The organism is Sinorhizobium sp. M4_45 (genome assembly GCF_002885915.1).
Taxonomy (GTDB): Bacteria; Pseudomonadota; Alphaproteobacteria; order Rhizobiales; family Rhizobiaceae; genus Sinorhizobium; species Sinorhizobium meliloti_A.
Map to the genome: position 1 here is coordinate 116,576 of NZ_NWVE01000009.1, position 22,636 is coordinate 139,211.

Genomic DNA, 22,636 nt, shown 5'->3' on the forward strand with positions numbered 1-22,636 from the left:
AAACCCAGCTTGGGAGGATGTTCATGCTGCCGGTTCTCTATCGCCTTGAATCTGCCTGGCAACCGGATGGCGGCCCGTTCGGGCGCTTCACCTTCAGCCTCTTCAATCTCTCGGGCGGGCCGCTCAGTGCCTTCCGGCTGGTTTACACTTCGCTCACCCGCGTCATCGACGGGGCCGCCTGCGAAAACGCGATTTTCCTGCGCCGCAACGCCAATTTCCATGAATTCGCGCCACCCGACGGACTGACGCTCGCCCATGGCGAACACTGGACGTTCACCGTCAGCGGTCTGCACCGCGAGGCGAAGCATTGCACCGACGGGGCGAAATCGGCCTATCTGACGCTCGCCGATGGCAGACATGTTCCTGTGGCGGTCTCCGATCTGCGTCTCGAAGGCGCCATGAGCGAACCGCCGCCGGTGCGTCTTCCGGAAGGCTGGCTCGAACTTCCTTTCGCACTGCAGCCCTGGCCTGCCGAGATCGACGCGGCGCCCGGGGACGCGGTCCCCGACGTCCTCTATCCCGCAGCGGGCAGCAATGCGGGCGAGATCGATGCCGTTTCCAACGTTCTCGCGCTCTTCCATAGGCTGTTTTCGGCCGGACACGCTCCCTTCAGTCTCGCGCCATCCTCGCAAGGGCGGCCGATCGTCTTCACGAAGAAAGCGGAGCTCGAAGGCGAGGCCTACAGGCTTGCCTTTTCCGAGCGGGAGATACGGCTTGAATATGGAGCGGCGGCCGGCAGGCAATATGCCCTGACGACGCTTGCGCAGTTGATCGACGGCGCGCGAAACCACGGAGGCGAATTCAGGTTTCCCGCCGCCGGCGCAATCGCGGATCGGCCACGCTATGGCTGGCGCGGCTGTCATCTCGACGTCTCGCGGCAATTCTACCCCACCGCCGACATCCTGCGCCTCATCGATATTCTCGCCTGGTTCAAGCTCAACATCTTCCACTGGCACCTGACCGACGACGAAGCCTGGCGGCTGGAGATCAAGGCCTATCCGACGCTGACGACACTCGGCGTCATGCGCGGCCCGGACGAGCCCATGCTGCCTCAACTCGGCAACGGCGCCGAACCGGTCGGCGGCTTCTATAGCCACGCGGACGTGAAGGCGATCGTCGCGCATGCCACGGCACTCAGCATCGAAGTCGTCCCGGAGATCGACATACCCGGCCACAGCACTGCCGCGCTCGTGGCGCTTCCCGAACTCTCCGACGGTCAGGAGGCGCCGGAAAGCTACCACTCGGTCCAGGGCTACCCGAACAATGCCCTCAACCCGGCCATCCCGCTCACCTACGAATTCCTCGAGAAGGTGTTCGACGAAATGGTCGAGCTCTTCCCCAGCCGATATATCCATATCGGTGGCGACGAGGTGGCCGACGGCTCGTGGCTCGCGTCACCGCTGGCGCGAAAACTCATGGAGCAGGAAGGGATTTCCGGCACCTTCGCGCTGCAGTCCTATTTCCTCAAGAGGGTGAAGCAGATGCTGACGGCGCGCGGGCGCAAACTCGTCGGCTGGAATGAGGTCGCGCATGGCGGCGGCGTCGGAACCGAGGGCACGCTGCTGATGGCCTGGGAGAACCCGAAAGTCGGGATCGAGCTCGCGCGCGAAGGCTACGACGTCGTCATGACCCCTGGCCAGGCCTATTATCTCGACATGGCCCAGGCGGATGCCTGGCAGGAACCCGGCGCGAGCTGGGCCGGCACGGCGACGCCGGCGCACACCTATGCCTACGAGGCGGAAGGAGAGTTCCCGGAAGAGCTGAAGAGCCGGATGAAGGGAGTCCAGGCCTGCATCTGGTCCGAGCATTTCCTGTCGCGCGGATATTTCAACCGCCTCGTTTTTCCAAGGCTGCCGGCAATCGCCGAGGCCGCCTGGACCCCGAAGGACAAGAAGGATTGGCTGCGCTTTGCAGCGATCGCGCCATTGAGCCCCATTCTGTGAGTTGAGCCATGCGGATCGCGGTCGGTGGAATCCATACGGAATGCAGCACCTATTCGCCCGTCCTGATGACGGCCGAAGATTTCCGGGTGTTGAGGGGAGAGGACCTCTTGCGGTCGGATTATTTCGGCTTCCTCAGCGCCCAAGGGATAAGCCACTTTCCGCTCCTGCATGCGCGGGCCGTCCCCGGCGGACCGGTTTCGCGCCCGGCCTATGACGCCTTCAAGACCGAGTTCCTGGAGCGCCTGAAAGCGGCGCTCCCTCTCGACGGGCTCTATCTCGCCATGCACGGCGCGATCAAGGTCGATGGGATGGACGACGCCGAGGGCGACTGGATCACCGCCGCCCGCGCCGTCATCGGCGCCGATTGCCCGCTTGCCGTGAGCTACGATCTCCATGGCAATGTCAGTCAGCGGATCATCGATCAGGTCGATATCTTCGCGGCCTACCGGACCGCGCCGCATATCGATACGCGCGAGACCATGGTGCGGGCATGGTCGATGCTGGTGGAAACGCTTCGTTCCGGGAAGCGGCCCGGTGTCGCCTGGGCACCTGTTCCGCTTCTCCTTCCCGGAGAACGCACTTCGACGGAGGACGAGCCGGCGGCGAGCCTCTATCGCGTCCTGCCTGAATTCGACAGGCGGCCCGGCATCCTCGACGCCAATCTGATGGTGGGCTACGTCTGGGCCGATGAACCGAGAGCGACCGCCTGCGCCGTCGTCACCGGCTCGGACAAGGCCGCCGCTTCGAAGGCGGCTGAGGAAATCGCTGCAAACTATTGGCACCAGAGGGACAATTTTCGTTTCGGATCGCTCACCGGCTCGCTTGCCGACATGCTCGACATCGCCGAGCGGGCGACCACGGCGCCGGTAATCCTCGCCGATTCCGGCGACAACCCCACGGGTGGCGGCGTCGGCGACCGGGCGGATGTGCTGGTCGCGCTTCTCGAGCGCGGCTGGCGCGATGCGTTGATCGCCGGCATCGCCGATAGGCCGGCCGTCGATGCCTGTTTCGCGACCGGCGCGGGTGGGACGCTGGCGTTGCGGATCGGCGGCAGTCTCGACCCGTCCAGCCCGTCCGCAGAGGTCGAGGCCAAAGTGGTGCATCTGAATGATCCGGGACCGGTTGCCGAGCGGCAGGCGGTGGTTCAGGTCGGGGGCATAGTGGTCGTATTGTCGGCGCGGCGCCGCCCCTATCATAACATCGAGGACTTTGCCCTCCTCGGTCTCGATCCGAAGACCGTGCGGCTGCTCGTCGTCAAGTCCGGTTATCTCTCGCCGGAGCTTGCGCCGATCGCCAATCCGAACCTGATGGCGCTGACGAACGGCGTCGTCAATCAGGATATCGAGAAGCTGGAAAGCCTGCGCCGGCAGCGGCCGATCTTCCCCTTCGACCGCGATTTCGAGTTTGACCCCAGCGCCAGCCTGTCAGCCCGCTGGACCTGAGATAGTAAGCCCGCCCTGATCTTCGGGCGGGTTTCATCAAGACGTTCCCCCTTGCGGGCGTCGCCGGCCTCTCGCTGTTGCTTTTCCTCGACGGCGACGGCCGAGGAAAAGCGTCTGCGTCCTGAAGAAGACGCGGCAGAAGGATGCCGTGGCGACCTGTCCGCTTTTTACTCGCCCAATATGCCCGGCAGGCGCAGGCCTTTTTCACGAGCACAGTCGAGCGCAATGTCATAGCCCGCATCGGCGTGGCGCATGACGCCCGTTGCCGGGTCGTTCCACAGGACGCGCTCGACGCGGCGCGCCGCATCGTCCGTACCGTCGCAGCAGATCACCATGCCGGAATGCTGCGAGAAGCCCATGCCGACGCCACCGCCATGATGCAGCGACACCCAGGTTGCGCCTGAGGCGGTGTTGAGCAGCGCGTTCAGGAGCGGCCAGTCGGAGACGGCGTCGGACCCGTCCTTCATCGCCTCGGTCTCGCGGTTCGGCGAGGCGACCGAGCCGGAGTCGAGATGGTCGCGGCCGATGACGATGGGGGCCTTCAGTTCGCCGCTGCGCACCATTTCGTTGAAGGCGAGGCCGAGGCGGTGACGATCGCCGAGGCCGACCCAGCAGATGCGTGCGGGCAGGCCTTGGAAAGCGATGCGCTCGCGCGCCATGTCGAGCCAGTTGTGCAGATGCTTGTTGTCCGGCAGCAGCTCCTTCACCTTCCGGTCGGTCTTGTAGATGTCTTCCGGATCGCCGGAGAGCGCCGCCCAACGGAACGGGCCGATGCCCCTGCAGAACAGCGGACGGATATAGGCCGGCACGAAGCCGGGGAAATCGAAGGCGCGCTCGAGGCCTTCGTCCTTGGCCACCTGGCGGATGTTGTTGCCGTAGTCGAGGGTCGGGACGCCGGAATCCCAGAAGGCGAGCATCGCCTCGACATGGTCGCGCATCGAGGCGCGGGCGGCCTTTTCGACCCCCTTCGGGTCGCTCTCGCGCTTGGCTTTCCATTCGGCCATCGTCCAGCCCTTGGGCAGATAGCCGTTGATCGGGTCGTGGGCCGAGGTCTGATCCGTGACCATGTCGGGGCGGATGCCGCGACGGACCATTTCCGGGAGGATTTCCGCCGCATTCCCCAAAAGGCCGACCGATTTCGCCTCGCCGGCCTTGGTCCAGCGTTCGATCATTTCCATGGCTTCTTCGAGCGTCTCGGCCTTCTCGTCGAGGTAGCGCGTGCGCAGGCGGAAATCGATCGAGTCGGGGTTGCATTCGACGGCAAGGCAGCAGGCGCCGGCCATGACGGCCGCAAGCGGCTGGGCTCCACCCATGCCGCCGAGACCGCCCGTCAGGATCCACTTGCCTTTCAGGTTGCCGCCATAATGCTGGCGGCCGGCCTCGACGAAGGTCTCATAGGTGCCCTGCACGATGCCTTGCGTACCGATATAGATCCACGAGCCGGCGGTCATCTGGCCGTACATGGCGAGACCCTTCTTATCCAGCTCGTTGAAATGATCCCAGTTCGCCCAGTGCGGCACGAGATTGGAGTTGGCGATCAGCACGCGCGGAGCATCCTTGTGCGTGCGGAAGACGCCGACCGGCTTGCCGGACTGGACGAGGAGGGTCTCGTCTTCGTTGAGGTCCTTCAGAGACGCGACGATGCGGTCGAAATCGGCCCAGGTTCGGGCTGCGCGGCCGATGCCGCCATAGACGACGAGTTCGTGCGGGTTTTCGGCGACATCAGGGTCCAGATTGTTCATCAGCATGCGAAGCGGCGCTTCCGTCAGCCAGCTCTTGGCGCTGATCTCGGTGCCGCGCGGGCTGCGTACTTCGCGAATATTGTGGCGCGGATTGTTCATGTTCATGCCTCGCTCCCTGTCCTTTTGAGCTCGTTAGCGACTGTTTCGATGCGTTCCAGAATGGTCTTCAGCGGACGGCGAAGCCTGTCGGCTTTCGCTTTGTCCAAAGCGAAGGGCGGCGCTTCCGTCGCCAGATGCGTCGATTGCGCCAGTTCCATCTGGATCGCGTGCACGCCCTGTTCCGGGCGGCCATAGTGACGGGTCGTCCAGCCACCCTTGAAGCGACCATTGAGAATATGGCTGTAACCTTCTGCCGCGGCTGCGATTTCTGCGGTCACCTGCTCAATTTCAGGAGCGCAGGTCTTTCCCGTATCGGTGCCGATATTGAAGTCCGGCAGGCGGCCTTCGAAGAGGAAGGGAATATGCGAGCGGATAGAATGGCAATCGTAGAGCACCGCCACGCCGTGGATCGCCTTGACACGGGCGATCTCTGCGGCGAGCGCCGCGTGATAGGGCGCATGGAACACGCGCAGGCGCTCCGCGATGTCGGCCTCCGTCGGTCCTTCGCCTTCCTTCCAGATAGGTTGACCGTCGAAATCGGTTTCGGGCACGAGCCCGGTGGTGTTCTGGCCGGGATAGAGGCTGACGCCTGCAGGGTCGCGATTGGCGTCTATGACGTAGCGGTGAAAGGTCGCGCGAACCGTCGTCGCGTCCGGCAGAAGGCCTTCGTAGAGATCGTGGATGTGCCAGTCCGTGTCGGCGAGGACGCGGCCGTTGTCGTTGAGGCGTTCCCGGATGGAGGCAGGCACGTCGGTGCCCGTGTGCGGAAAGCCCAGGATGACGGGCGAGCTGCCCTGCCGGACTTCGAAGACGGCCATGTCAGTTCTCCAGTTTCGGAAGAATGCCCGCGGAGACGGCGGCAGCCAGCCGGCCCGACGCGACGAGATCGCCCGCGGCCTTGAGGTCGTCGGCCATGTAGCGGTCTTCCTCGATACTAAAGGAGACGCGGCGCACGGCTGCGGCGGCCTTCTGAAGTTCCGGGCTGGTGGTGAGCGGGGCGCGGAATTCGATGCCCTGCACCGCGGCGAGCGCCTCGATGCCGATGATCGAAAAGAGGTTTTCCGTCATCTGGAGCAGCCGGCGCGCACCGTGGCAGGCCATGGACACGTGGTCCTCCTGGTTCGCCGAGGTCGGCGTCGAGTCGACGGAGGCCGGATGGGAAAGCTGCTTGTTTTCCGACATCAGTGCCGCCGAAGTGACCTCGGCGATCATCAGTCCGGAGTTGAGGCCCGGCTTCCTGGCCAGAAAGGCCGGCAGGCCGTAGCTGAGCGCGGGGTCGACCAGAAGGGCGATGCGGCGCTGGGAGATGGCGCCGATTTCGCACACCGCGAGCGCGATCTGGTCGGCGGCAAATGCGACCGGCTCGGCATGGAAGTTGCCTCCGGAAACAACGGAATTGTCCGAAAGCACCAGCGGATTGTCGGTGACGGCATTGGCTTCGATCGTCAACGTGGCTGCGACGGAGCGCAGGAGATCGAGGCAGGCGCCGTCGACCTGGGGCTGGCAGCGGATGCAATAGGGATCCTGAACCCGCTCGTCGCCCTCGATATGGCTCTGGCGAATTGGGGAGCCGGTCAGCAGCTGCCGTAAGGCGGCGGCCGTGTCGATCTGGCCCTTATGGCCGCGCAGCGTGTGAATATCCGGATGGAAGGGGGCGGAAGAGCCCATGGCCGCATCGGTTGAAAGGGCGCCGGTGATGAGAGCGGCCTGGCCGGCGCGGTGCGCACGGAAGAGCCCGGCAAGCGCGAGAGCCGTAGAGACCTGCGTGCCGTTGATCAGCGCCAGGCCTTCCTTCGCGGCAAGCGTTACCGGCGAGAGCCCCGCCGCCTTCAATGCAGCGTCGCCTTTCATGCGTTCGCCGGCAAAGAAGGCTTCGCCATGGCCCATCATGACCGCAGCCATATGGGCAAGCGGCGCCAGGTCGCCGGAAGCGCCGACCGAGCCTTTTTCGGGAATGAGCGGGATCACGCCCTTGTCCAGCATCGCTTCGATCAGCCGGACAAGCTCCAGCCGCACGCCGGAGGCGCCGCGGCCGAGCGAGATCAGCTTGAGCGCCATGATCAGGCGCACGATGTTTTCCGTGAGCGGCTGGCCCACGCCGCAGCAATGCGAGAGGATCAGATTGCGCTGCAACGTCGCCACGTCGGCGCTGTCGATCTTGATCGAGGCCAGTTTGCCGAAGCCGGTATTGATGCCGTAGACGGGCGCATTGCCCGCCACGATCTCGGCGATCCGCGCTGCGGCCTTGGCAATACCGGTATCGACGGCGGGGTCGAGGCGCGCCGGCGCGCCGGTCCAGTAGATCGTTTCGAGGTCACTGAGCGAAACGGAGCCGGGACTGAGAATAACGGTCATCGGAGAATCCTTTCACCCTTGAAGATCCGCTCCCGAAGAGGATTGAAACCGATGCGGTAGATCAATTCCGCCGGCTGATCGATGTTCCAGATGGCAAGATCCGCAGACTTGCCGGATTCAATCGTGCCGGTCTCTCCGAGGATGCCGAGCGCACGGGCGGCCTCGCGGGTAACGCCTGCGAGGCATTCCTCCAGCGTCAGGCGGAAAAGCGTCGCGGACATATTCAAGGTGAGGAGCAGCGAGGTCAGCGGCGAGGTGCCGGGATTGCAATCGGTGGCGATGGCGATGCGCGTTCCGTTTTCTCGGAGTGCTTCGACAGGCGGAAGCTGCTTTTCCCGGAGGGTGTAGAAAGCCCCGGGCAGGAGGACGGCGACCGTGCCGGACTTTGCCATGGCGGCGGCTCCCGCAGCGTCGAGATATTCGAGGTGGTCGGCCGACAGAGCGCCATAGGAAGCAGCGAGCTTCGCGCCGCCAAGATCCGAAAGCTGTTCGGCGTGAAGCTTCACGGGCAGGCCGAGCGACTTCGCCTTGTCGAAGACCGAAGCGATCTCCGCCGGCGAAAAGGCTATGCCTTCACAGAAGCCGTCGACGGCGTCAGCTAGCCCTTCGGCGTGAGCCGCAACCAGGCCCGGCAGGACGACCTCGGCGATGTAGTCGCCGTTGCGTCCGCGATATTCCGGCGGGGTCGCATGGGCTGCGAGATAAGTGGTGACGATGCGCACCGGGCGCAGGCTTTCCAGCCGGCGGGCGGCGCGCAGCATCTTGAGTTCGGCCTCGACGTTGAGGCCATAGCCCGACTTGACCTCGACGGTGGACACGCCTTCGGCGAGAAGGGCGTCGAGCCGTGGAAGTGCGGCCTCCACGAGTGCGTCGACGGAAAGGGCATTGGTTGCCGCGACGGTCGAAGCGATGCCGCCTCCGGCACGCGCGATCTCCTCATAGGTCGCGCCTTCAAGGCGGAGCTGGAACTCCCGAGCGCGGTTGCCGCCATGAACGATATGCGTGTGGCAGTCGATCAGCGCCGGGGTGACCCAGCGGCCTTCGCAATCGAAGACCTGGTCGGCGCGCGCAAGCTCCGATGGCAGACCGGCTTCGGGGCCGGCATAGACGATCCGCTCGCCGCACACGGCGATGACGCCGTTTTCGATGACCCCGAGTGGCCCTAGGTCCTCGCGAAGTGTGGCAAGGCGTGCATTGCGCCAGAGACTGGTTCCGGCAGAATTTGGGTTGTCGTTTCCGTCCATCTATACCGCCCTTTCCTCGCTGTTAATGTATATACATAACGCCGGCGATGACAAGTAGGAAATATGATCCGTGAGATAACGCGGTGGGAGCTGCCGGCCAGAAGCACGGAAAGAAGCACAGAAAAGCCCCGAAACTTCCGTCCGGGGCTTATCGAGAGAACTGAGGCTGGCCTGCGTCGGCGACTATGCGGAAGCGGGAAGCTGTTTCGCGGCGGGCCCGCGTACCATGTTGCGTCTATTCCGCCGCCGCAGTTGCCAGGCGCCGGCGATGGGATCTCAGCCCCGCATATAGGACGGCCAGCGAAGCCACCGGAAACAGCGCCGCGAAGAAGCCGAGATCGGCGGCAGCCGTATTCTCGAGCACCCGTCCGCCGATCGCCGTGCCGGTCGCGATGCCGAGATAGATCGCCGAGGCGTTGAGCGACAGGGTCAGATGGGCGACCTCCGGCGCGAAGCCGACGATGCGGCTCGCCTGGGCCGGCGGGAACGCCCACCCTACGATCCCCCATGGCACCATTATGCCGATCAGCAGCAGGCCGGCGAGATCGCGCGTGAGGAAGTGCAGGCCGAAGGCGATCATCAGCGAGACCGCGAGCGCGCAGATGAGCGAAGCTGTCACCACGCGCGTGGCGCCGAGCCGGTCGGCCAGATAGCCGCTGGAGAGATTGCCGATCACCGCGCCGACCCCGAAGGCGAGCAGCAGCCCCGGCAGCGCCAACTGCGAAAGCCCGGCTCCGTCGATCGCCAGCGGCGCGAGATAGGAGATGATTATGAAGCCGCCGGTAAGATAGAGAAACGTCACCATGAGCGACGAGGCCACGCCCGGACGGCCGATGGCGCCGAAGCGCTCGGACATTGTCAGCTTCGTTCCGCTGAGGCCCCGCGGCAGGCGCAGCCAGAGCACGGCAGCGCAGGTGAGCCCAAGCAGCGCGACCGCCCCGAACGTGCCGCGCCATCCCCAGAAGGCGGCAATCAACGCGCCGAGGGGCGCGCCGAGCGCCACCGCAAATGTGGTGCCGCCCACCACGATTGAAATCGCCAATGCGCGGTGCTCCGGTCCGGCCAGTGAAACCGCCGTCGCTTGCGCCGTGGCGGCAAACAGTCCGCTTGCCATTCCCATCACGATCTGGGCGAGCAGCAGCGTGGTGAAGGAGACGCTCATCGCCGCGATGCAGTTGCCGACGACGAAGACGAGCATTGCAGCCACCAGCAATCGACGCCGGTCCGCCGCGCCGGCCAGGGCCGAAAGCAGCGGCGCACCGATGGCATAGGAAAGCGAGAACAGCGTGATCAGGTGCCCCGCATGGGGAATGGTCGTGTGCGTGTCGGCAGCGATCGACGGCAGGAGGCTGGAAAAGACGAAGCCGACCGTGCTCATCGTGAAAGAGCCAACGGCGAGCCAGATGATGCGCCTGTCCATCGGGAGACCTCGCTTGTTCAAAAGATATTGAACTATTGAACTTGGTGGCTCGCCGTGTCAATATGCCGAAACTGCTAATTGTTGATCCAATGACCCTACCGCATCCCACCGCCGACCAGATCACTCTGTCCAATGTCCTCGCGGCCCTCGGCGATCCGACTCGCCTGGCGATCGTGGGCTATCTCGCCCGCCGCGACGGACGGCCGACCATGTGCCTGAACTTCACGGATTTCGGCTCCAAGACCAATATCAGCTATCATCTGGCCAAGCTGCGCGAGGCGGGCATCACGCGTACCGAAGTCTCCGGCACCAGCCGGTTGATCACGCTGCGGCGGGACGATCTCGACACCCGCTTTCCCGGCCTCCTCGATTCCATTATCGCCGCCGCAGTGGACCTGCCCATGGTCAAGAAGATCGAGGATGCAGAGGAAGCTCTGGCACAGGGCGAGGCGCGATAAAGGATTATCTAACCGCTCGCCCCTTCTTCAGGCAGGGTGATGGCTCTTGGCCGAGTGGCGCTCGACCAGCGCGACGAATTGCCGGCCGGCCACATCAAGCCTGCCGCTGTTGTCGATGACCGTTACGTCGGGATCGGCGATGACGTCGGGTGCCTGCCGCGTCAGGCGGCGCAGCACGTCTTCTTCGCTCTCGCGGCCGCGCTCCGCCAGCCGCTTCGCCAGCACCGGCGGCTCGGCGGTGATCACCGCAACGGCGATCGTACCGAACGCCTGGCGAATGGCAGGGAGGGCGGCACGGCTGCCGTTTACGATCGCGGTCATGCCTCTGGCGATCTTTTCGGCGATCTCCGCCGGGATGCCGTAGCTCAAGCCATGCGCCTGCCACGAAACGGCGAAAGCGCCGCTCCGGCTCATCTCCTCGAATTCGGCGTCGGACACGCTTTCGTGCACCTCGCCGCCTGCATCCGAGGGGCGTGTGATCGCCCGCCGGACGAAGAGAATATCGGGCCGCTGCGCGAAATGGCGGGCGGCAAAGCCCATGACGCTGTCTTTGCCCGCACCGCTCGGGCCGACGACGACGATGAGCGTTCCGGATCCCCGATCGGCGGTCATGCGACACGCCGTCCTTCGCGCCAGACCGAGCGGACGACCGGTATTCCCTCCGGCCGGCGGACGCGCGCGATGTCGGCGCGGAGCCCAACGGCGATCCGGCCGCGATCTTCGAGCCCGACAGTGCGCGCCGGCGTCGCCGTTACCATCGCGATGGCCTGGGGGAGGTCGATCGAGTCGACCTCATCTGCGAGAATGAACGGCGCATGGATGAGGCTGAAAGGTACGTAATCCGAAGAAAGCACGTCGAGAACGCCGCGCTCGGCGAGATCGCGCGCGGCGATGTTGCCGGAATGCGATTTGCCGCGCACGATATTGGGCGCCCCCATCAATACGCTGAGACCGGCGCGATGGGAGGCTTCGGCCGCCTCGAAGCTCGTCGGGAACTCCGCGAGCCGGATGCCGTAGCCGATAGACTCGTCCACATGCTCGAGCGTCGCATCATCATGGCTGGCGACCGTAATCCCCCGCTCGGCGCAGGCTTTCGCGAGCGCGATGCGATGAGGGGTCGCATAGCGCGCCGATAGTGCTTGCTGGCGGTCGATGAAGGCGGCAAAGGCTTCGTCGGTAAGGCCGCGTTTGACTTTGTAGTAGATTATGTACTGGTCCATGGTCTGGAACTGGCGCTGCCCGGGAGCGTGGTCCATCAGAGAGACGAGACGAACCTGCGGATCGTTCCGGAAATCCTCATAGTGCTCCAGCACGTCGGCGGTCGACACTTCGCAACGCAGGTGGATCAGGTGATCGGCCCGCAAACGGCCCTCCTGCTTGGCCTGGGCGAGCGCATCGGCCATGCTGCGCATCTCGCCCTTCGGAAAGCCGCTGTCCTCGTCCGAGCCCAGGCGCAGACAATCGAAGACAGTTGTGATGCCGGAGGTGACGACCTGGGCGTCATGAGCCTGGATCGCCGCGATCTTCAGCCAGCGAACCCCGGGGCGCGGAGAATAGTGCGCCTCGAGATGGTCGGTGTGCAGTTCGACGAGCCCGGGCAGTAGGTAGTCACCCTCGAAATCCTCGCCCGTGGCGCTCGCCCCTTCGGAGATGTCGGCGATCCTGCCGTCGCGGATCAGCACCGAACCGTCGAGGATCCGGTCCTCCAGAACGATGCGGGCGTTGGTCAAAACCTGTTCTTTGGGCATGTCATGCAATCTTTCGTTCGGATGCGCCGCCAAGCGGCAGCAGGGAATGGACGGTGAAAGGAGCGCCGCGGCGCTCTTCGGCGAAAAGGGCAATCGTCGAGACGGCAAGCGGCTTGCCGATGAATTCGGCGAAGACCGTTTCGAGCGCCTTTCTCATGGGCCGCTGCATGTCTTCCGGCACCGGCCCAGTCAGCGTCAGATGGAACTGGAACTCCTCGAAGACGTATGGGTAGCCCCATGCCGCCAGGTACTCGCGCTGACGCTGCGTAAGCCTGTCCGGATTGCGGCGGGCGAGATCGGCTTCCGAAAGCGGCGCCCGGAATGGCTCGAAACGACGAACCGCCTGCTCCGCAAGGCGCTGCAGAGGCGGGCAAGGGTCGGCCGAGACGAGCGCGAAGAAGGGGCCGATCTGATGCAAGGCGATCTCCGGCACTTCGAACGGCTCGATCTCCGCGGCGAACTCGTCGAAAGCCGCGATCAAGTCGGCTTCACCGCGGCCGGAGGTAAGCTCGAACGGTGCTTTCAGGGTCCCGTGGAAGCCGTAACGGCGGGGCTCGGTCGTCAATGCCATCTGCTCTTCACGTCCTACTGCCGGATTTTCCGGGCAGTCCAGGGCGCCGCCGGTGAACGCGTCGCGTCCCAGCCAACGGGAAGCGGTCTGCGACAGCCGGTCATCGGACGGCGGCGCGAAGTAGATTGCATAGCGCACGAATTCACACTTTCTTCATCAGTCGCTTCGACGCAGTTGCCCCGAGTCGACGGTTTCCGGGATGAAATGCGCAGCTAGCCGATTTGCATGACAACATCATGATGACATCGGCCCAGAACGCAAATCGGTTCGGGGCGGGATGGATTTGTTTGCAGCTTCGCCTGCTCCCGCGCCAGTGATCGGAATCAGTCATCATTATCCGAATCGACCGGTCCGTTTCTAGACCATGATGATTTTAGGTCGGATCAACCTGAAATCATGAGCGGAGGAAAAACCGCACACACTTTTCCTCATCATCCCCGGTTCCTCATTCCTGTGCTTGTCACAGGAATCCAGCCAGACCAAGTCCTTGGGCTGGAAAGGCTCTTCCGCGCCGCAGACGCGGCGCTGCTGGATCCCTGTGACGAGCACATGAGGATGGAGAGGATGCAATCCCCCGAAAAGTGTCCCACAGCGCCGCGCATCTTATGAGAAGCGCAACGGTAGCTGTAGCACTTTGATCTGCTGCATGTTTTCAAGCGCATCGCCATGCGCGCCGACAAGACCGACCAGAGCTTCAACGGCATCATCCATCTCGCAGCAGCCGTCAAAAACTCGAAATGAATCTCAACGCGCGTTAGTGTGTGCGGCCCATGAGACGCGATCGGCAAAGATTGGAGATGCTGTCGAAAACGAAGACGACCATCAAGATCAGCAGCACCATATAGGCGACATTTTCCCAATCCGAATTTGTGCGCATCGCCTCCCACAGCTTCAGGCCGATCCCGCCGGCGCCGACGGCGCCGATAATGGTGGCCGAACGCGTGTTCGACTCCCAGAAGTAGAGAGCCTGGCTGGCAAAGACCGGCAGGACCTGCGGGAGCACGCCGAAGCGCTGCACGGCGACCGGCGCGGCGCCGACCGACTTGACGCCCTCACGCTGCTTGTCGTCGATGTTCTCGAGGGCTTCGGAGTAGAGCTTGCCGAGCGTGCCCGTGTCGGTGAAGAAGATCGCCGAGATGCCCGCGAGCGGTCCGGGCCCGAAGGCGCGGGTGAAGAACAGCGCCCAAATGAACATGTCGACCGACCGCAGGAAGTCGAAGAAGCGCTTCACGAACTGATTGGTGAGGCGGCTCGGCGTGATGTTGCGCGCCGCGAGGAAGCAAAGCGGGAAGGCGATGAAGGAGGCGAAGAGCGTTCCGACGAAAGCCATGACGATCGTCTGCAGGAGCTTGGTCCAAACATCCAGATGCTGCCATTCCGCATTGTAGAGGACGTTGTTCCAGGCAAGCGAGAGGTTTGAGCGCGCCGGATCGATCCGTTCTCCGGAGACGATCAAGGAGGCGACGTCGCTGTAGGACTTCCCGAAGAAGGGCGAGTTGGTGTCGAAGAGGAAATTCGCCCAGCCGAAGAAGCGGTTGCGGATGGAGACCTCGTCGCCCTCCACCTCTGCCCAGCCGGTGGCGCCGAAGGACAGCGTCACCTTCTCGCCCGGCCGCTTCTGGAGCGCCCAGGAGGGAAGGAGTCCCTCCGGCGTTACAGTCTCCGCGCCGTCGACCTGAAGCAGGAGCGTCTCGCCGGAATGTGTCACTGTGACCAGCTTTTCGGCGACGTCGATACGCGTCGAGCTATCGAAGTTCACCACGGCGTGCGTGACGACTTCTTCGGTGCGGGTCGTGGCGAGATCTTTCTGCGGCGTCTCGTTCGTATCGCCGCCGCGCGCCGCGCTCGGCGCCATAAAGCTGAAAGAGGAGGCGCTCTTCGGCTTCGGGGCCTGCGTCGGGGCCGTCGACGTTTCAACGGTGCGCGTGACCGTCTCTTTTTCGAGCGTGACCCATTCCGGGCTCGGATTGTCTCCAAGCGGCGAATTGCGTCCGTATGAGATGCTCATCGCTCCATCGGGCGCGACGGCGATCTCCGGCCGGACTTCGTAGGACACCCAGTCGGCAAGGTAGATGCCGGCAATTCCCCAATTGGCATTGGCGAGCACGTGCCCGATCGAGAAGAACCACCAGCTGAAGATCATGTAAAGAACGACGCCCGCCGTTATCAGTGCCTTGCTGCGCCGCTTGGCGGCCGACGACTGCAGAAGATGCGGATGGCGCGCTGCGATAGCTTCCATTTCGCGCGCGTCGAGGTTGGTCGAGGCAATCATGATGCGGTCCTATTGCGCGAGCTGAAAGGCCTGGTCGCCGACGAGGCGGCGGCGAAGCCAGGCAGAGAACTGATCGACTGCGAAGATCGTCGCGAAGAGCAGGAGGACGATCGCGAGCGTCTTTGCTTCATGGCCCTGGCCGATCGACAGGCGCAGGAGTTCGCCGATGCCGCCCCCGCCGACGGCACCGATGATCGTCGAGGCGCGCACGTTGATTTCGAGCCGGAGCAGAAAATAGCTGGTGAAGTTGGGCAGCACCTGGGGGACCATGCCGAACCAGACCCGCTCGATCCAGTTGGCGCCGACGGCACGCAGACCTTCCTCCGGTTTCATGTCGGCATTCTCGACCACTTCGAAGAACAGCTTGCCGAGCGCGCCGATCGTGTGGATCGAGACCGCAGCGATGGCGGGAATAGGCCCAAGCGAAAGGATTGCCAGGAAAAAGCCGGCGATGACGACTTCCGGAAAGGCGCGCAGGATTTCCATCAGCCGGCGTACGATGCCCCTGATCCAGGGATTGGGCATCAGATTTCGCGCGGCGAGGAAGCACAGGATGAAGCCGAAGAAGACGCCGATAACAGTCGAAAAGATGGCGATGTTCACGGTCTCCAGCATCTTGTGAACATATTCCGGGATGTAGATGCTCTCCGTCACGTAGAGGCGCCCATCCGGGTAATTGTATTTGAAGCTGCCGTCGTCATAGGGCGAAGGCAGATCGAAGAGGGCGCGAACGATCTCTATTGGATCGCGCGGCATGAGATGGCCGACGAAATCGAAGAAGTGCGGCAGCCGGTCGAAGAACTTGCCCGCGTTCGACTCGTTCGCGAACCAGAGCGAACCGACAAGCGTCAACGCGAGAAATGCGAGACCGAGCCAGGTATAGAGACGCCGGCGATTGTTGAGCTCCTGCCAGTGACGCTCGATAAGGGCGCCGTTCTCGCTGAGGTGTCGTGTTGACACGGAAGTGGCCATCGGGGTTTCCGGCCAGGGGCCGGCCTCTAGAGCGCTTCCGGGAAGAGGAAGTGCGTCGTTTCCAAGAGTAGGATCGCTTGATCGAGACGATCCGGGAGCGGGCGGCTGCAGCTGCCCGATAGTCGAACGCCGGCCGCGGCTTGGCGGCCGGCGCAGGATGACGCGTTCGGCGATCAGCCGCCGATCGTCGCCTTGCGGGCATCGATGATCGGCTTGTAGAAATCGCTATTGACCTCGACGAAACCGGTGAAGTCGCCGCCCTGGATGGCGGAGAAGCAGGCGGCGTCGGTCTTCGGCAGATCCATCATGAATTGCTTGAACTTGGCCTTCATGTCGTCGTTCAATGCGGTACGCACGACGATCGGGCCGTTCGGGATCAGCGGCGACTTCCACAGTTCGACGAGATCGTTCATGTCGACGATACCCTTGTCGACCATCTTGCGCAGGTTGCCCGAGGTGTAGCCGTCCTTGAACTCGCCGACGCCAGAGCCGAAGGTCGTGCCGGCATCGAAGGTGCCCTTAACGACTTCAAGCACGAGGTTCTCGTGGCCGCCGCCGAAGCCGGTCTCACCGAAATATTCCTTGATCGGCGCGCCGATCGCTTCCGGCAGCGTGACGAGGGGAACGAGATAGCCCGAGGTCGAGTCCGGATCGGCGAAGCCGAGCTTCTTGCCCTTCAGGTCTTCGAGCTTTGTGATGCCGGAGTCCTTGCGGGCGACCATGATCGAATGATAGCCCGTGGAGCCGTCGGTCTGCACGGTCGTCAGGATCGGCTCGACGGCGTCAGCCTTGGCGAGATAGATCTTGGCATAGCCGGAGGCGCCGAGTTCGGCGTAATCGAGCGTGCCGCCGAGGAGGCCCTGGATCACGCCGTCATAGTCGGCCGCCGGAAAGAGGGAGACCTTCTCGACGCCGATGGCTGCCGGGAGCTGATCGACGAGGCACTGGTAGTTGCGCAGGCGGTCGGCTTCGTTTTCGCCGCCGATGATGCCGACGCGGAATTCCTTCAGGTCTTCGGCCTGTGCGTGGCCGACGAGGGCGAAAAGCGCGACCGCGCTCAGAAGAGCTTTTTTAAGCATTGGGTTCGTTCTCCCGTTTCCCGGACGCGCCGGGTCTTTCTCGGTTTCGAAAAGGCGCCCTTGACGCGGGCATTCGATCGCGGCGGACCTTAAGGGCCGGCCAGTGCCAGCGGCTTCAAGCCGGCCGATGCTGTTTCCTGCGGTGCTTCCGCGGGGATGTTGATGCTGGTCGAGGTCATCGACTCTTCGATCGCCGTTTCCGCGCCATAGATCGCCGCGACCGCGGCGGCGGTCAGATCCTTCGGCTGTCCGTCGAAGACGACTCGTCCATGCGCCATGCCGATAATCCGCTCGCAATAGTTCCGCGCGGTATCGAGCGTATGCAGGTTGGTGATCACGGTGATGCCGTCGCGCTCGTTGATGTCGCGCAGCGCGTCCATCACGATCTTGGCGTTGAGCGGGTCGAGCGACGCGATCGGCTCATCGGCGAGCAGCATCTTCGGCTGCTGCATCAGCGCGCGGGCGATTGCGACGCGCTGCTGCTGTCCACCCGAGAGCGTGCCGGCCGGCTGAAGGGCGGTCTGTTCGATCCCCAGCCGCTCCAGTGCACCGATCGCCATGATGCGCTCTTCGCGGCTGAACATGTTGAGGACGCTCAGTACGGTGGATCGATGGTTGAGCCGCCCGAGGAGAACATTGGTCAGCACGTCGAGGCGAGGCACCAGATTGAACTGCTGGAAGATCATGGCGCAGTCGCGCTGCCACTCGCGCAGGGCCGCCCCCTTGATCGAGGAGACCTGTACGCCCGCGAATTCGATCGAGCCGGAGGAGGGGTCCACCAGACGGTTTATCATGCGCAGGAGTGTCGACTTGCCGGCGCCGGAGCGGCCGATAATGCCAACCATCTGGCCCTGCGGAATGTCGAAGGTAACCGAGCTGACGGCTGTCTTCTTGCCGAACTGGCGGGTTACGTTCTTCAACTGAAACATGGGCAGCAGTTCCTCTTTCGGGGAGACCGGTCATCGGTATGACCCTGCCATATCCGCGCTACATGAAGGCGCAGTGTCAGTTTCGTGTACGTTCTGTAACAGTGCACAGGTGCGGTTCATCAACCTCGAACGCACCGGCCGAAGTCATCGTGACAGGTGACACCCGTCACCCCCGCAGCCAGCAGCGCAGGTCGGCTTCCAGCCGCGGATCGAACGGCAGCGGAAGTGCGGAATGGTCGGTGCCGAAGCCGTAGCTTTCCGACGTGCACCAAAGGTCCTCATTCGAACTCCGAGCTGGGCACGTCATAGACGAAGCCTCGGGAAACAGCCTGATGCGAGGAGAGGCCCAATCAACGCGTTGAGATCACGCGGCGACGAAGTGCCCTGGCGAAACCTCGTGGTACTGGATTGGTACAGTCTTGTAATCGACCGGACGGATCGGGCTTTTTATCTCCTCATTGCCGATTTGGCCCTTTCCCCGGCGGCGATCCGGGTCGGGGATCGGCACCGCGGAAATCAGTTTCTTCGTATAAGCGTGCTGCGGATTGCCGAAGACCGCAGCGCGAGGGCCCACCTCAACGATTTCACCAAGGTACATGACTGCAACGCGATGGCTGACGCGCTCGACGACGGCCATATCGTGGGAAATGAAGAGGAAAGCAAGATTGAGGCTCTGTTGCAAATCCAGCAGCAGATTGATCACCTGCGCCTTGATCGAAACGTCGAGAGCCGAGACGCTCTCGTCGGCGACGATCACCTTCGGATCGAGCGCCAGCGCCCGGGCGATACAGATGCGCTGACGCTGGCCTCCGGAAAACTCATGCGGGTAGCGCGAAGCCATGTCGGCTGTCAGTCCGACCTTGACCAGGAGATCGGCCACCAGATCACGTGCCTGTTTGGCGGTTCCCATCTCGTGTTCGAGATAGGGTTCGGCGATTGCAGCACCTATCCGCATGCGTGGGTTGAGGCTCGCGAAGGGATCCTGGAAGATCATCTGGACGGTCTTGCGCATCTCGCGCATTCCGCTTGCATCAAGCGTCAAGATCTCGGTTCCATCCACCAGAACGGAGCCGGCCTGCGGCTCGATCAGGCGCATAATCGCACGACCGGTCGTCGACTTGCCGCAACCGGATTCACCGACCAGAGATAGAGTCTCTCCGGCATGGAGGTCGAAGGAAACGTTTTCGACCGCATGGACGCGGCCACTCAAGCGGCTGAACAGGCCGGAATGGATATCGAAATGCTTAGTGAGGTTCCTGACTTCGAGCACCGGGCGTTTCCCGAGTGCAACCGTATCTGCCGTCTCGACCGGAATATCGGAGAGCCCGGTCGCCGTATCGGCGACAGGAAAGCGCATGGGCCGATCCCTGCCGCCCATCGAGCCAAGGACAGGAACGGCGGACAGAAGCGCACGCGTATACGGGTGTTTGGCGCGGAAGAAGATATCGCTCGTTGGGCCTGATTCCACCTGCTCGCCGCGGTACATTACCACCGTCCGGTCGGCAATTTCGGCAACGACGCCCATATCGTGCGTGATGAAGAGCACGGAGGTTCCCTCTTCCTCCTGCAGCGTTTTGATGAGATCGAGGATCTGTCCCTGGATGGTGACGTCAAGTGCTGTCGTCGGCTCGTCGGCAATCAGCAGCTTTGGTCGTGAGGCAAGTGCCATGGCAATCATTACGCGCTGGCGCATACCACCCGAAAACCGGTGCGGATATTCATCGAAACGGGAGGCGGCGGATGGAATGCGCACCTTTTCCAACAACCGGATGGTCTCGGCCCTGGCATCCCGCTTGCTCATCTGCGAGTGGCAGAGAAGCGCTTCGGAGATCTGGTCGCCGATAGTGAAGAGCGGATTGAGGCTTGTCATAGGCTCCTGAAAGATCATCGCAACATCGTTTCCGCGCACCTGCCGCATCGTGGTCTCAGGCAGTTGCAGAATATCGCGGCCGTCGAGCACGACCCTTCCCGCGATACGGCTGGTATCGGCCGGGAGCAGTCGCATGATCGACAGCGAGGTGACGCTCTTGCCGGAGCCGGATTCTCCGACGATCGCCACGGTCTCGCCAGGGGCCACCGTGAACGACATATCCCGCACAACGGACCTCCACTCCCCGTCGACGATGAACGACGTCGTCAGGTTCTCCACGGACAGGATCGGCGGCACGGGTTCTGTTTGTAGGGCGGGGAGGGTTGCCATGTCGGGATCCTTCTTCGGTTTCAGCCGTCGGGTTCAATCCGGCCAGCGCAGTGCGCCATCGAAACGGTGCTTGCTGCGGTTTTCCAGCGGTGTGGCGATGATGTCGTTCGAGGCGCTGGCCTTGTCGAGTTCCTCGGCCAGACGGTTGGCAACGATGGTCTCCTGACCCGGATGCAGGTTGCAGGGATCGAGGTAGAAATAGTGATGCTCGACCTCGTGGTCGCGGACGATGACAGGCGGCGTACCGCGCGCCAGCGCATCGGCAAGATCCCACGCCGTGATATGGGCTTCGTGCGCGCTCACGATCACCCGCAGCCTCTCGAGTGGATTGCCGGTCGGATCGGGCTCGATCAGCGCTGTGACGCCTGGTCGGTTCTCCAACGTGTCGCGCCAGAGATGGAGATAGCTGGTCTCGCGGGCGCGGATACCGTCATGATCGCGCTTTTCCCAGGCTTCCAGGGCCGCCATGAGGCCGAAGACGCTCTCCTTGCCGACTTTCATGCCCCGCCCAATCCCCATATTCTGCAGGAAGGCGTTGCGCACGAGGTCCTTCCTGCCAGCCACGATGCCGGAAGTCGGGCCGCCCAGAAATTTGTGACCGGAATAAAGCACGATGTCCGCTCCCTGCTCGAGAAAGCAACGCAGATCGTATTCCGATGCCGCATCAACGATGACGGGCACTGATTTCGCGTGGGCGATTTCCACGAATTCCGTCAGCTTCAACAGGCCGTAGTCCACGACGTGATGCGAGACGACGTAAAGGGCCGCAGCCGTCTTTTCCGTGATCGCGTTCTCCATGTGGTACCGATGGGTCGAGGTCGCTTGCCCGATCATCACGGTCTTGGCGCCCGCCAGACGAATGGACTGATCGACCGGCGCGCCGTAACTGACGATATGGCCCATCTGCACAAGGACCTCATTTTTTTCTGTGCTGACGCTGGGCAGTTTCTCGATGGCGAGCAGGTCGCTGCCGGTGATGGTTCCGGCAACGGCAAGAGTGATGCCTGCCGCGCACGATGCCGTCACGAAACCGGCTTCGCCGCCGGTCAGCCGCGCGATCACGGCACTTGCTTTTCGCTGCAGGTCATTCATCTCGACGAATTGCGGCAGGATGGATGTCATAGCGGCAATCGCTTCCGGAACCACGATCGATGCCCCCAGGCTTGTCATCGTGCCTGAAACATTGATGACCGGACGCAGTCCGAGGGATGTGCGAATGTCTTCACTGGGCATTGTGCTCTCCGAAATTATTGCGGCCGAAAACGGAGGGGATTGCCTTCCAATCATCGACAGCTATGCCATTACAATGTAATAACAGTCCAAAATCATCATGTGAGTTCGTGTCTTGAACGCCAAAATCCACCCCATTTCCGTGATCGATGAGGACAGCGTGAAAAGCGGAAAGCGCTCTCGGGTCAGCGGCATAGACCGGGCCCTGCAGGTTCTTGATCACCTCTACGAGACCGGCGCGCCCTGTAGTGCCTATGCTATTGCCAAGGCAATTGGCGCGCCGCTTTCCACGGTCTACGTGATTGTCGATGATCTGGTGGAAAAGAACCTTTTGACGCGCGGTGCCGATGGCTTGATCTGGCTTGGAGCGCGGCTTTACCACTTCGGTCTTGCCTATGCCCGCTCGCTGGATTTCATGAGTGTCGCCACCCATGAAATGCACGATCTCTGTCGCCAGGTCGGTGAAACCGTCCAGCTTTGTGGCCGTGACGGCGACCATATGCTGGTGCTTGCGATGGCGGAAGGTCCAAGCCATTTCCAGGTCGCCTCGCGCGTTGGAACCCGTGTGCCGCTGAACTGGACCGCGTCCGGCCGGCTTCTGGTGGGTCATCTGCCGGACGATGAACGGCTCGAGCTCTTCAGGCGATGCGCCCGCTCCTCGCCGACCGGACGCGCCGATGTCGAGCCGGCCAAGCTGTCTGCCGCGGCCGTGGATGCGATGAAGGCGCGACTTTCCATTCAGGCGGGCGAATCCGACTATGCCGTTGCCTGCATCGCGTCGCCGATCTGCGACCGCGATGGCCGGTGCGTCGCGACCATCTCGATCGTTCTGCCGGAGCAGAAGGCCTTTTCCGACGAAACGCATTACACTTCGCATGCGCGCGCTTCCGCGGACAGGATCGAAAAACTGATGGGCTGGCGCGGTCACTGAC

The 22,636-nt window shown here is 63.1% G+C and carries 18 protein-coding genes; 4 read left to right on the forward strand and 14 right to left on the reverse strand.

Annotated elements, in window-relative coordinates:
- Nucleotides 1–23 precede the first annotated feature (23 nt).
- Both CN933_RS23210 and CN933_RS23215 read left to right on the forward strand, forming a co-directional pair.
- Nucleotides 24–1,943 carry a beta-N-acetylhexosaminidase gene (locus CN933_RS23210; protein ID WP_102762524.1) on the forward strand — a complete coding sequence of 640 codons (1,920 nt, stop codon included), beginning with the start codon at nucleotides 24–26 and terminating at the stop codon, nucleotides 1,941–1,943.
- An 8-nt stretch (nucleotides 1,944–1,951) separates the two neighbouring features.
- A complete protein-coding gene (locus tag CN933_RS23215) occupies nucleotides 1,952–3,385 on the forward strand; it encodes a M81 family metallopeptidase (protein ID WP_018098388.1) in 1,434 nt (477 codons plus the stop codon).
- A gap of 167 nt (nucleotides 3,386–3,552) precedes the next feature.
- On the opposite strand, the gene hutU is transcribed toward CN933_RS23215, so the two are convergent.
- The 5 genes from hutU to CN933_RS23240 form a co-directional block, all read right to left on the reverse strand.
- The gene (gene hutU, locus CN933_RS23220) at nucleotides 3,553–5,226 is read right to left on the reverse strand and encodes a urocanate hydratase (protein WP_026168967.1); all 1,674 of its coding nucleotides are present in this window, start codon (nucleotides 5,224–5,226) and stop codon (nucleotides 3,553–3,555) included.
- Between the two features lie 2 nt (nucleotides 5,227–5,228).
- Nucleotides 5,229–6,044, reverse strand: coding sequence for an N-formylglutamate deformylase (gene hutG / locus CN933_RS23225; RefSeq protein ID WP_018098390.1), 816 nt, complete (start codon nucleotides 6,042–6,044; stop codon nucleotides 5,229–5,231).
- 1 nt (nucleotide 6,045) lies between these two features.
- Complete coding sequence (gene hutH, locus CN933_RS23230; protein ID WP_102762525.1) at nucleotides 6,046–7,581, reverse strand: histidine ammonia-lyase; 1,536 nt, start codon at nucleotides 7,579–7,581, stop codon at nucleotides 6,046–6,048.
- Entirely contained in the window at nucleotides 7,578–8,825 is a 1,248-nt protein-coding gene (gene hutI, locus CN933_RS23235; RefSeq protein ID WP_102762526.1) for an imidazolonepropionase, read from the reverse strand. Before hutI ends, hutH begins: the two co-directional genes overlap by 4 nt.
- 235 nt (nucleotides 8,826–9,060) lie before the next feature.
- Nucleotides 9,061–10,245, reverse strand: a complete 1,185-nt coding sequence (locus tag CN933_RS23240; protein WP_102762527.1) for an MFS transporter — start codon at nucleotides 10,243–10,245, stop codon at nucleotides 9,061–9,063.
- An 89-nt stretch (nucleotides 10,246–10,334) separates the two neighbouring features.
- Between CN933_RS23240 and CN933_RS23245 the strand changes: the two genes are divergently transcribed.
- A complete protein-coding gene (locus tag CN933_RS23245) occupies nucleotides 10,335–10,703 on the forward strand; it encodes an ArsR/SmtB family transcription factor (protein WP_018098394.1) in 369 nt (122 codons plus the stop codon).
- A 27-nt stretch (nucleotides 10,704–10,730) separates the two neighbouring features.
- Here the strand turns inward: CN933_RS23245 and phnN are convergent, their stop codons facing one another.
- From phnN to CN933_RS23295, 9 genes are all read right to left on the reverse strand, one after another.
- On the reverse strand, nucleotides 10,731–11,315 hold the full coding sequence (phnN, locus tag CN933_RS23250) for a phosphonate metabolism protein/1,5-bisphosphokinase (PRPP-forming) PhnN (protein WP_018098395.1): 585 nt from the start codon (nucleotides 11,313–11,315) through the stop codon (nucleotides 10,731–10,733).
- On the reverse strand, nucleotides 11,312–12,451 hold the full coding sequence (locus CN933_RS23255; RefSeq protein ID WP_018098396.1) for an alpha-D-ribose 1-methylphosphonate 5-triphosphate diphosphatase: 1,140 nt from the start codon (nucleotides 12,449–12,451) through the stop codon (nucleotides 11,312–11,314). Before CN933_RS23255 ends, phnN begins: the two co-directional genes overlap by 4 nt.
- A gap of 1 nt (nucleotide 12,452) precedes the next feature.
- Nucleotides 12,453–13,160 (reverse strand): DUF1045 domain-containing protein, encoded by a 708-nt coding sequence (locus tag CN933_RS23260; protein ID WP_102762528.1) that lies wholly within the window; start codon nucleotides 13,158–13,160, stop codon nucleotides 12,453–12,455.
- A gap of 616 nt (nucleotides 13,161–13,776) precedes the next feature.
- Nucleotides 13,777–15,294, reverse strand: a complete 1,518-nt coding sequence (phnE, locus tag CN933_RS23270; protein WP_102762529.1) for a phosphonate ABC transporter, permease protein PhnE — start codon at nucleotides 15,292–15,294, stop codon at nucleotides 13,777–13,779.
- Between the two features lie 9 nt (nucleotides 15,295–15,303).
- Nucleotides 15,304–16,266 carry a phosphonate ABC transporter, permease protein PhnE gene (phnE, locus tag CN933_RS23275; protein WP_102762530.1) on the reverse strand — a complete coding sequence of 321 codons (963 nt, stop codon included), beginning with the start codon at nucleotides 16,264–16,266 and terminating at the stop codon, nucleotides 15,304–15,306.
- Nucleotides 16,267–16,439: 173 nt separating this feature from the next.
- Nucleotides 16,440–17,345, reverse strand: a complete 906-nt coding sequence (gene phnD, locus CN933_RS23280; protein WP_018098401.1) for a phosphonate ABC transporter substrate-binding protein — start codon at nucleotides 17,343–17,345, stop codon at nucleotides 16,440–16,442.
- Nucleotides 17,346–17,434: 89 nt separating this feature from the next.
- Nucleotides 17,435–18,274, reverse strand: a complete 840-nt coding sequence (gene phnC, locus CN933_RS23285; RefSeq protein ID WP_102762531.1) for a phosphonate ABC transporter ATP-binding protein — start codon at nucleotides 18,272–18,274, stop codon at nucleotides 17,435–17,437.
- A gap of 364 nt (nucleotides 18,275–18,638) precedes the next feature.
- Nucleotides 18,639–20,474: an ABC transporter ATP-binding protein gene (locus CN933_RS23290; protein WP_102762532.1), complete on the reverse strand. Its 1,836-nt coding sequence runs from the start codon at nucleotides 20,472–20,474 to the stop codon at nucleotides 18,639–18,641.
- A 33-nt stretch (nucleotides 20,475–20,507) separates the two neighbouring features.
- Nucleotides 20,508–21,707: an aminotransferase class V-fold PLP-dependent enzyme gene (locus tag CN933_RS23295; RefSeq protein ID WP_102762533.1), complete on the reverse strand. Its 1,200-nt coding sequence runs from the start codon at nucleotides 21,705–21,707 to the stop codon at nucleotides 20,508–20,510.
- 112 nt (nucleotides 21,708–21,819) lie between these two features.
- On the opposite strand from CN933_RS23295, the gene CN933_RS23300 reads away from it, so the two are divergent.
- On the forward strand, nucleotides 21,820–22,635 hold the full coding sequence (locus CN933_RS23300; RefSeq protein WP_102762534.1) for an IclR family transcriptional regulator: 816 nt from the start codon (nucleotides 21,820–21,822) through the stop codon (nucleotides 22,633–22,635).
- Nucleotide 22,636: the final 1 nt, after the last annotated feature.

Bases quoted from the DNA above. Each gene is read 5' to 3' on its own strand.
- CN933_RS23210 (WP_102762524.1), top strand. From the start codon at position 24: ATGCTGCCGGTTCTCTATCGCCTTGAATCTGCCTGGCAACCGGATGGC.
- CN933_RS23215 (WP_018098388.1), top strand. From the start codon at position 1,952: ATGCGGATCGCGGTCGGTGGAATCCATACGGAATGCAGCACCTATTCG.
- hutU (WP_026168967.1), bottom strand. From the start codon at position 5,226: ATGAACAATCCGCGCCACAATATTCGCGAAGTACGCAGCCCGCGCGGC.
- hutG (WP_018098390.1), bottom strand. From the start codon at position 6,044: ATGGCCGTCTTCGAAGTCCGGCAGGGCAGCTCGCCCGTCATCCTGGGC.
- hutH (WP_102762525.1), bottom strand. From the start codon at position 7,581: ATGACCGTTATTCTCAGTCCCGGCTCCGTTTCGCTCAGTGACCTCGAA.
- hutI (WP_102762526.1), bottom strand. From the start codon at position 8,825: ATGGACGGAAACGACAACCCAAATTCTGCCGGAACCAGTCTCTGGCGC.
- CN933_RS23240 (WP_102762527.1), bottom strand. From the start codon at position 10,245: ATGGACAGGCGCATCATCTGGCTCGCCGTTGGCTCTTTCACGATGAGC.
- CN933_RS23245 (WP_018098394.1), top strand. From the start codon at position 10,335: ATGACCCTACCGCATCCCACCGCCGACCAGATCACTCTGTCCAATGTC.
- phnN (WP_018098395.1), bottom strand. From the start codon at position 11,315: ATGACCGCCGATCGGGGATCCGGAACGCTCATCGTCGTCGTCGGCCCG.
- CN933_RS23255 (WP_018098396.1), bottom strand. From the start codon at position 12,451: ATGCCCAAAGAACAGGTTTTGACCAACGCCCGCATCGTTCTGGAGGAC.
- phnE (WP_102762529.1), bottom strand. From the start codon at position 15,294: ATGATTGCCTCGACCAACCTCGACGCGCGCGAAATGGAAGCTATCGCA.
- phnE (WP_102762530.1), bottom strand. From the start codon at position 16,266: ATGGCCACTTCCGTGTCAACACGACACCTCAGCGAGAACGGCGCCCTT.
- phnD (WP_018098401.1), bottom strand. From the start codon at position 17,345: ATGCTTAAAAAAGCTCTTCTGAGCGCGGTCGCGCTTTTCGCCCTCGTC.
- phnC (WP_102762531.1), bottom strand. From the start codon at position 18,274: ATGTTTCAGTTGAAGAACGTAACCCGCCAGTTCGGCAAGAAGACAGCC.
- CN933_RS23290 (WP_102762532.1), bottom strand. From the start codon at position 20,474: ATGGCAACCCTCCCCGCCCTACAAACAGAACCCGTGCCGCCGATCCTG.
- CN933_RS23295 (WP_102762533.1), bottom strand. From the start codon at position 21,707: ATGCCCAGTGAAGACATTCGCACATCCCTCGGACTGCGTCCGGTCATC.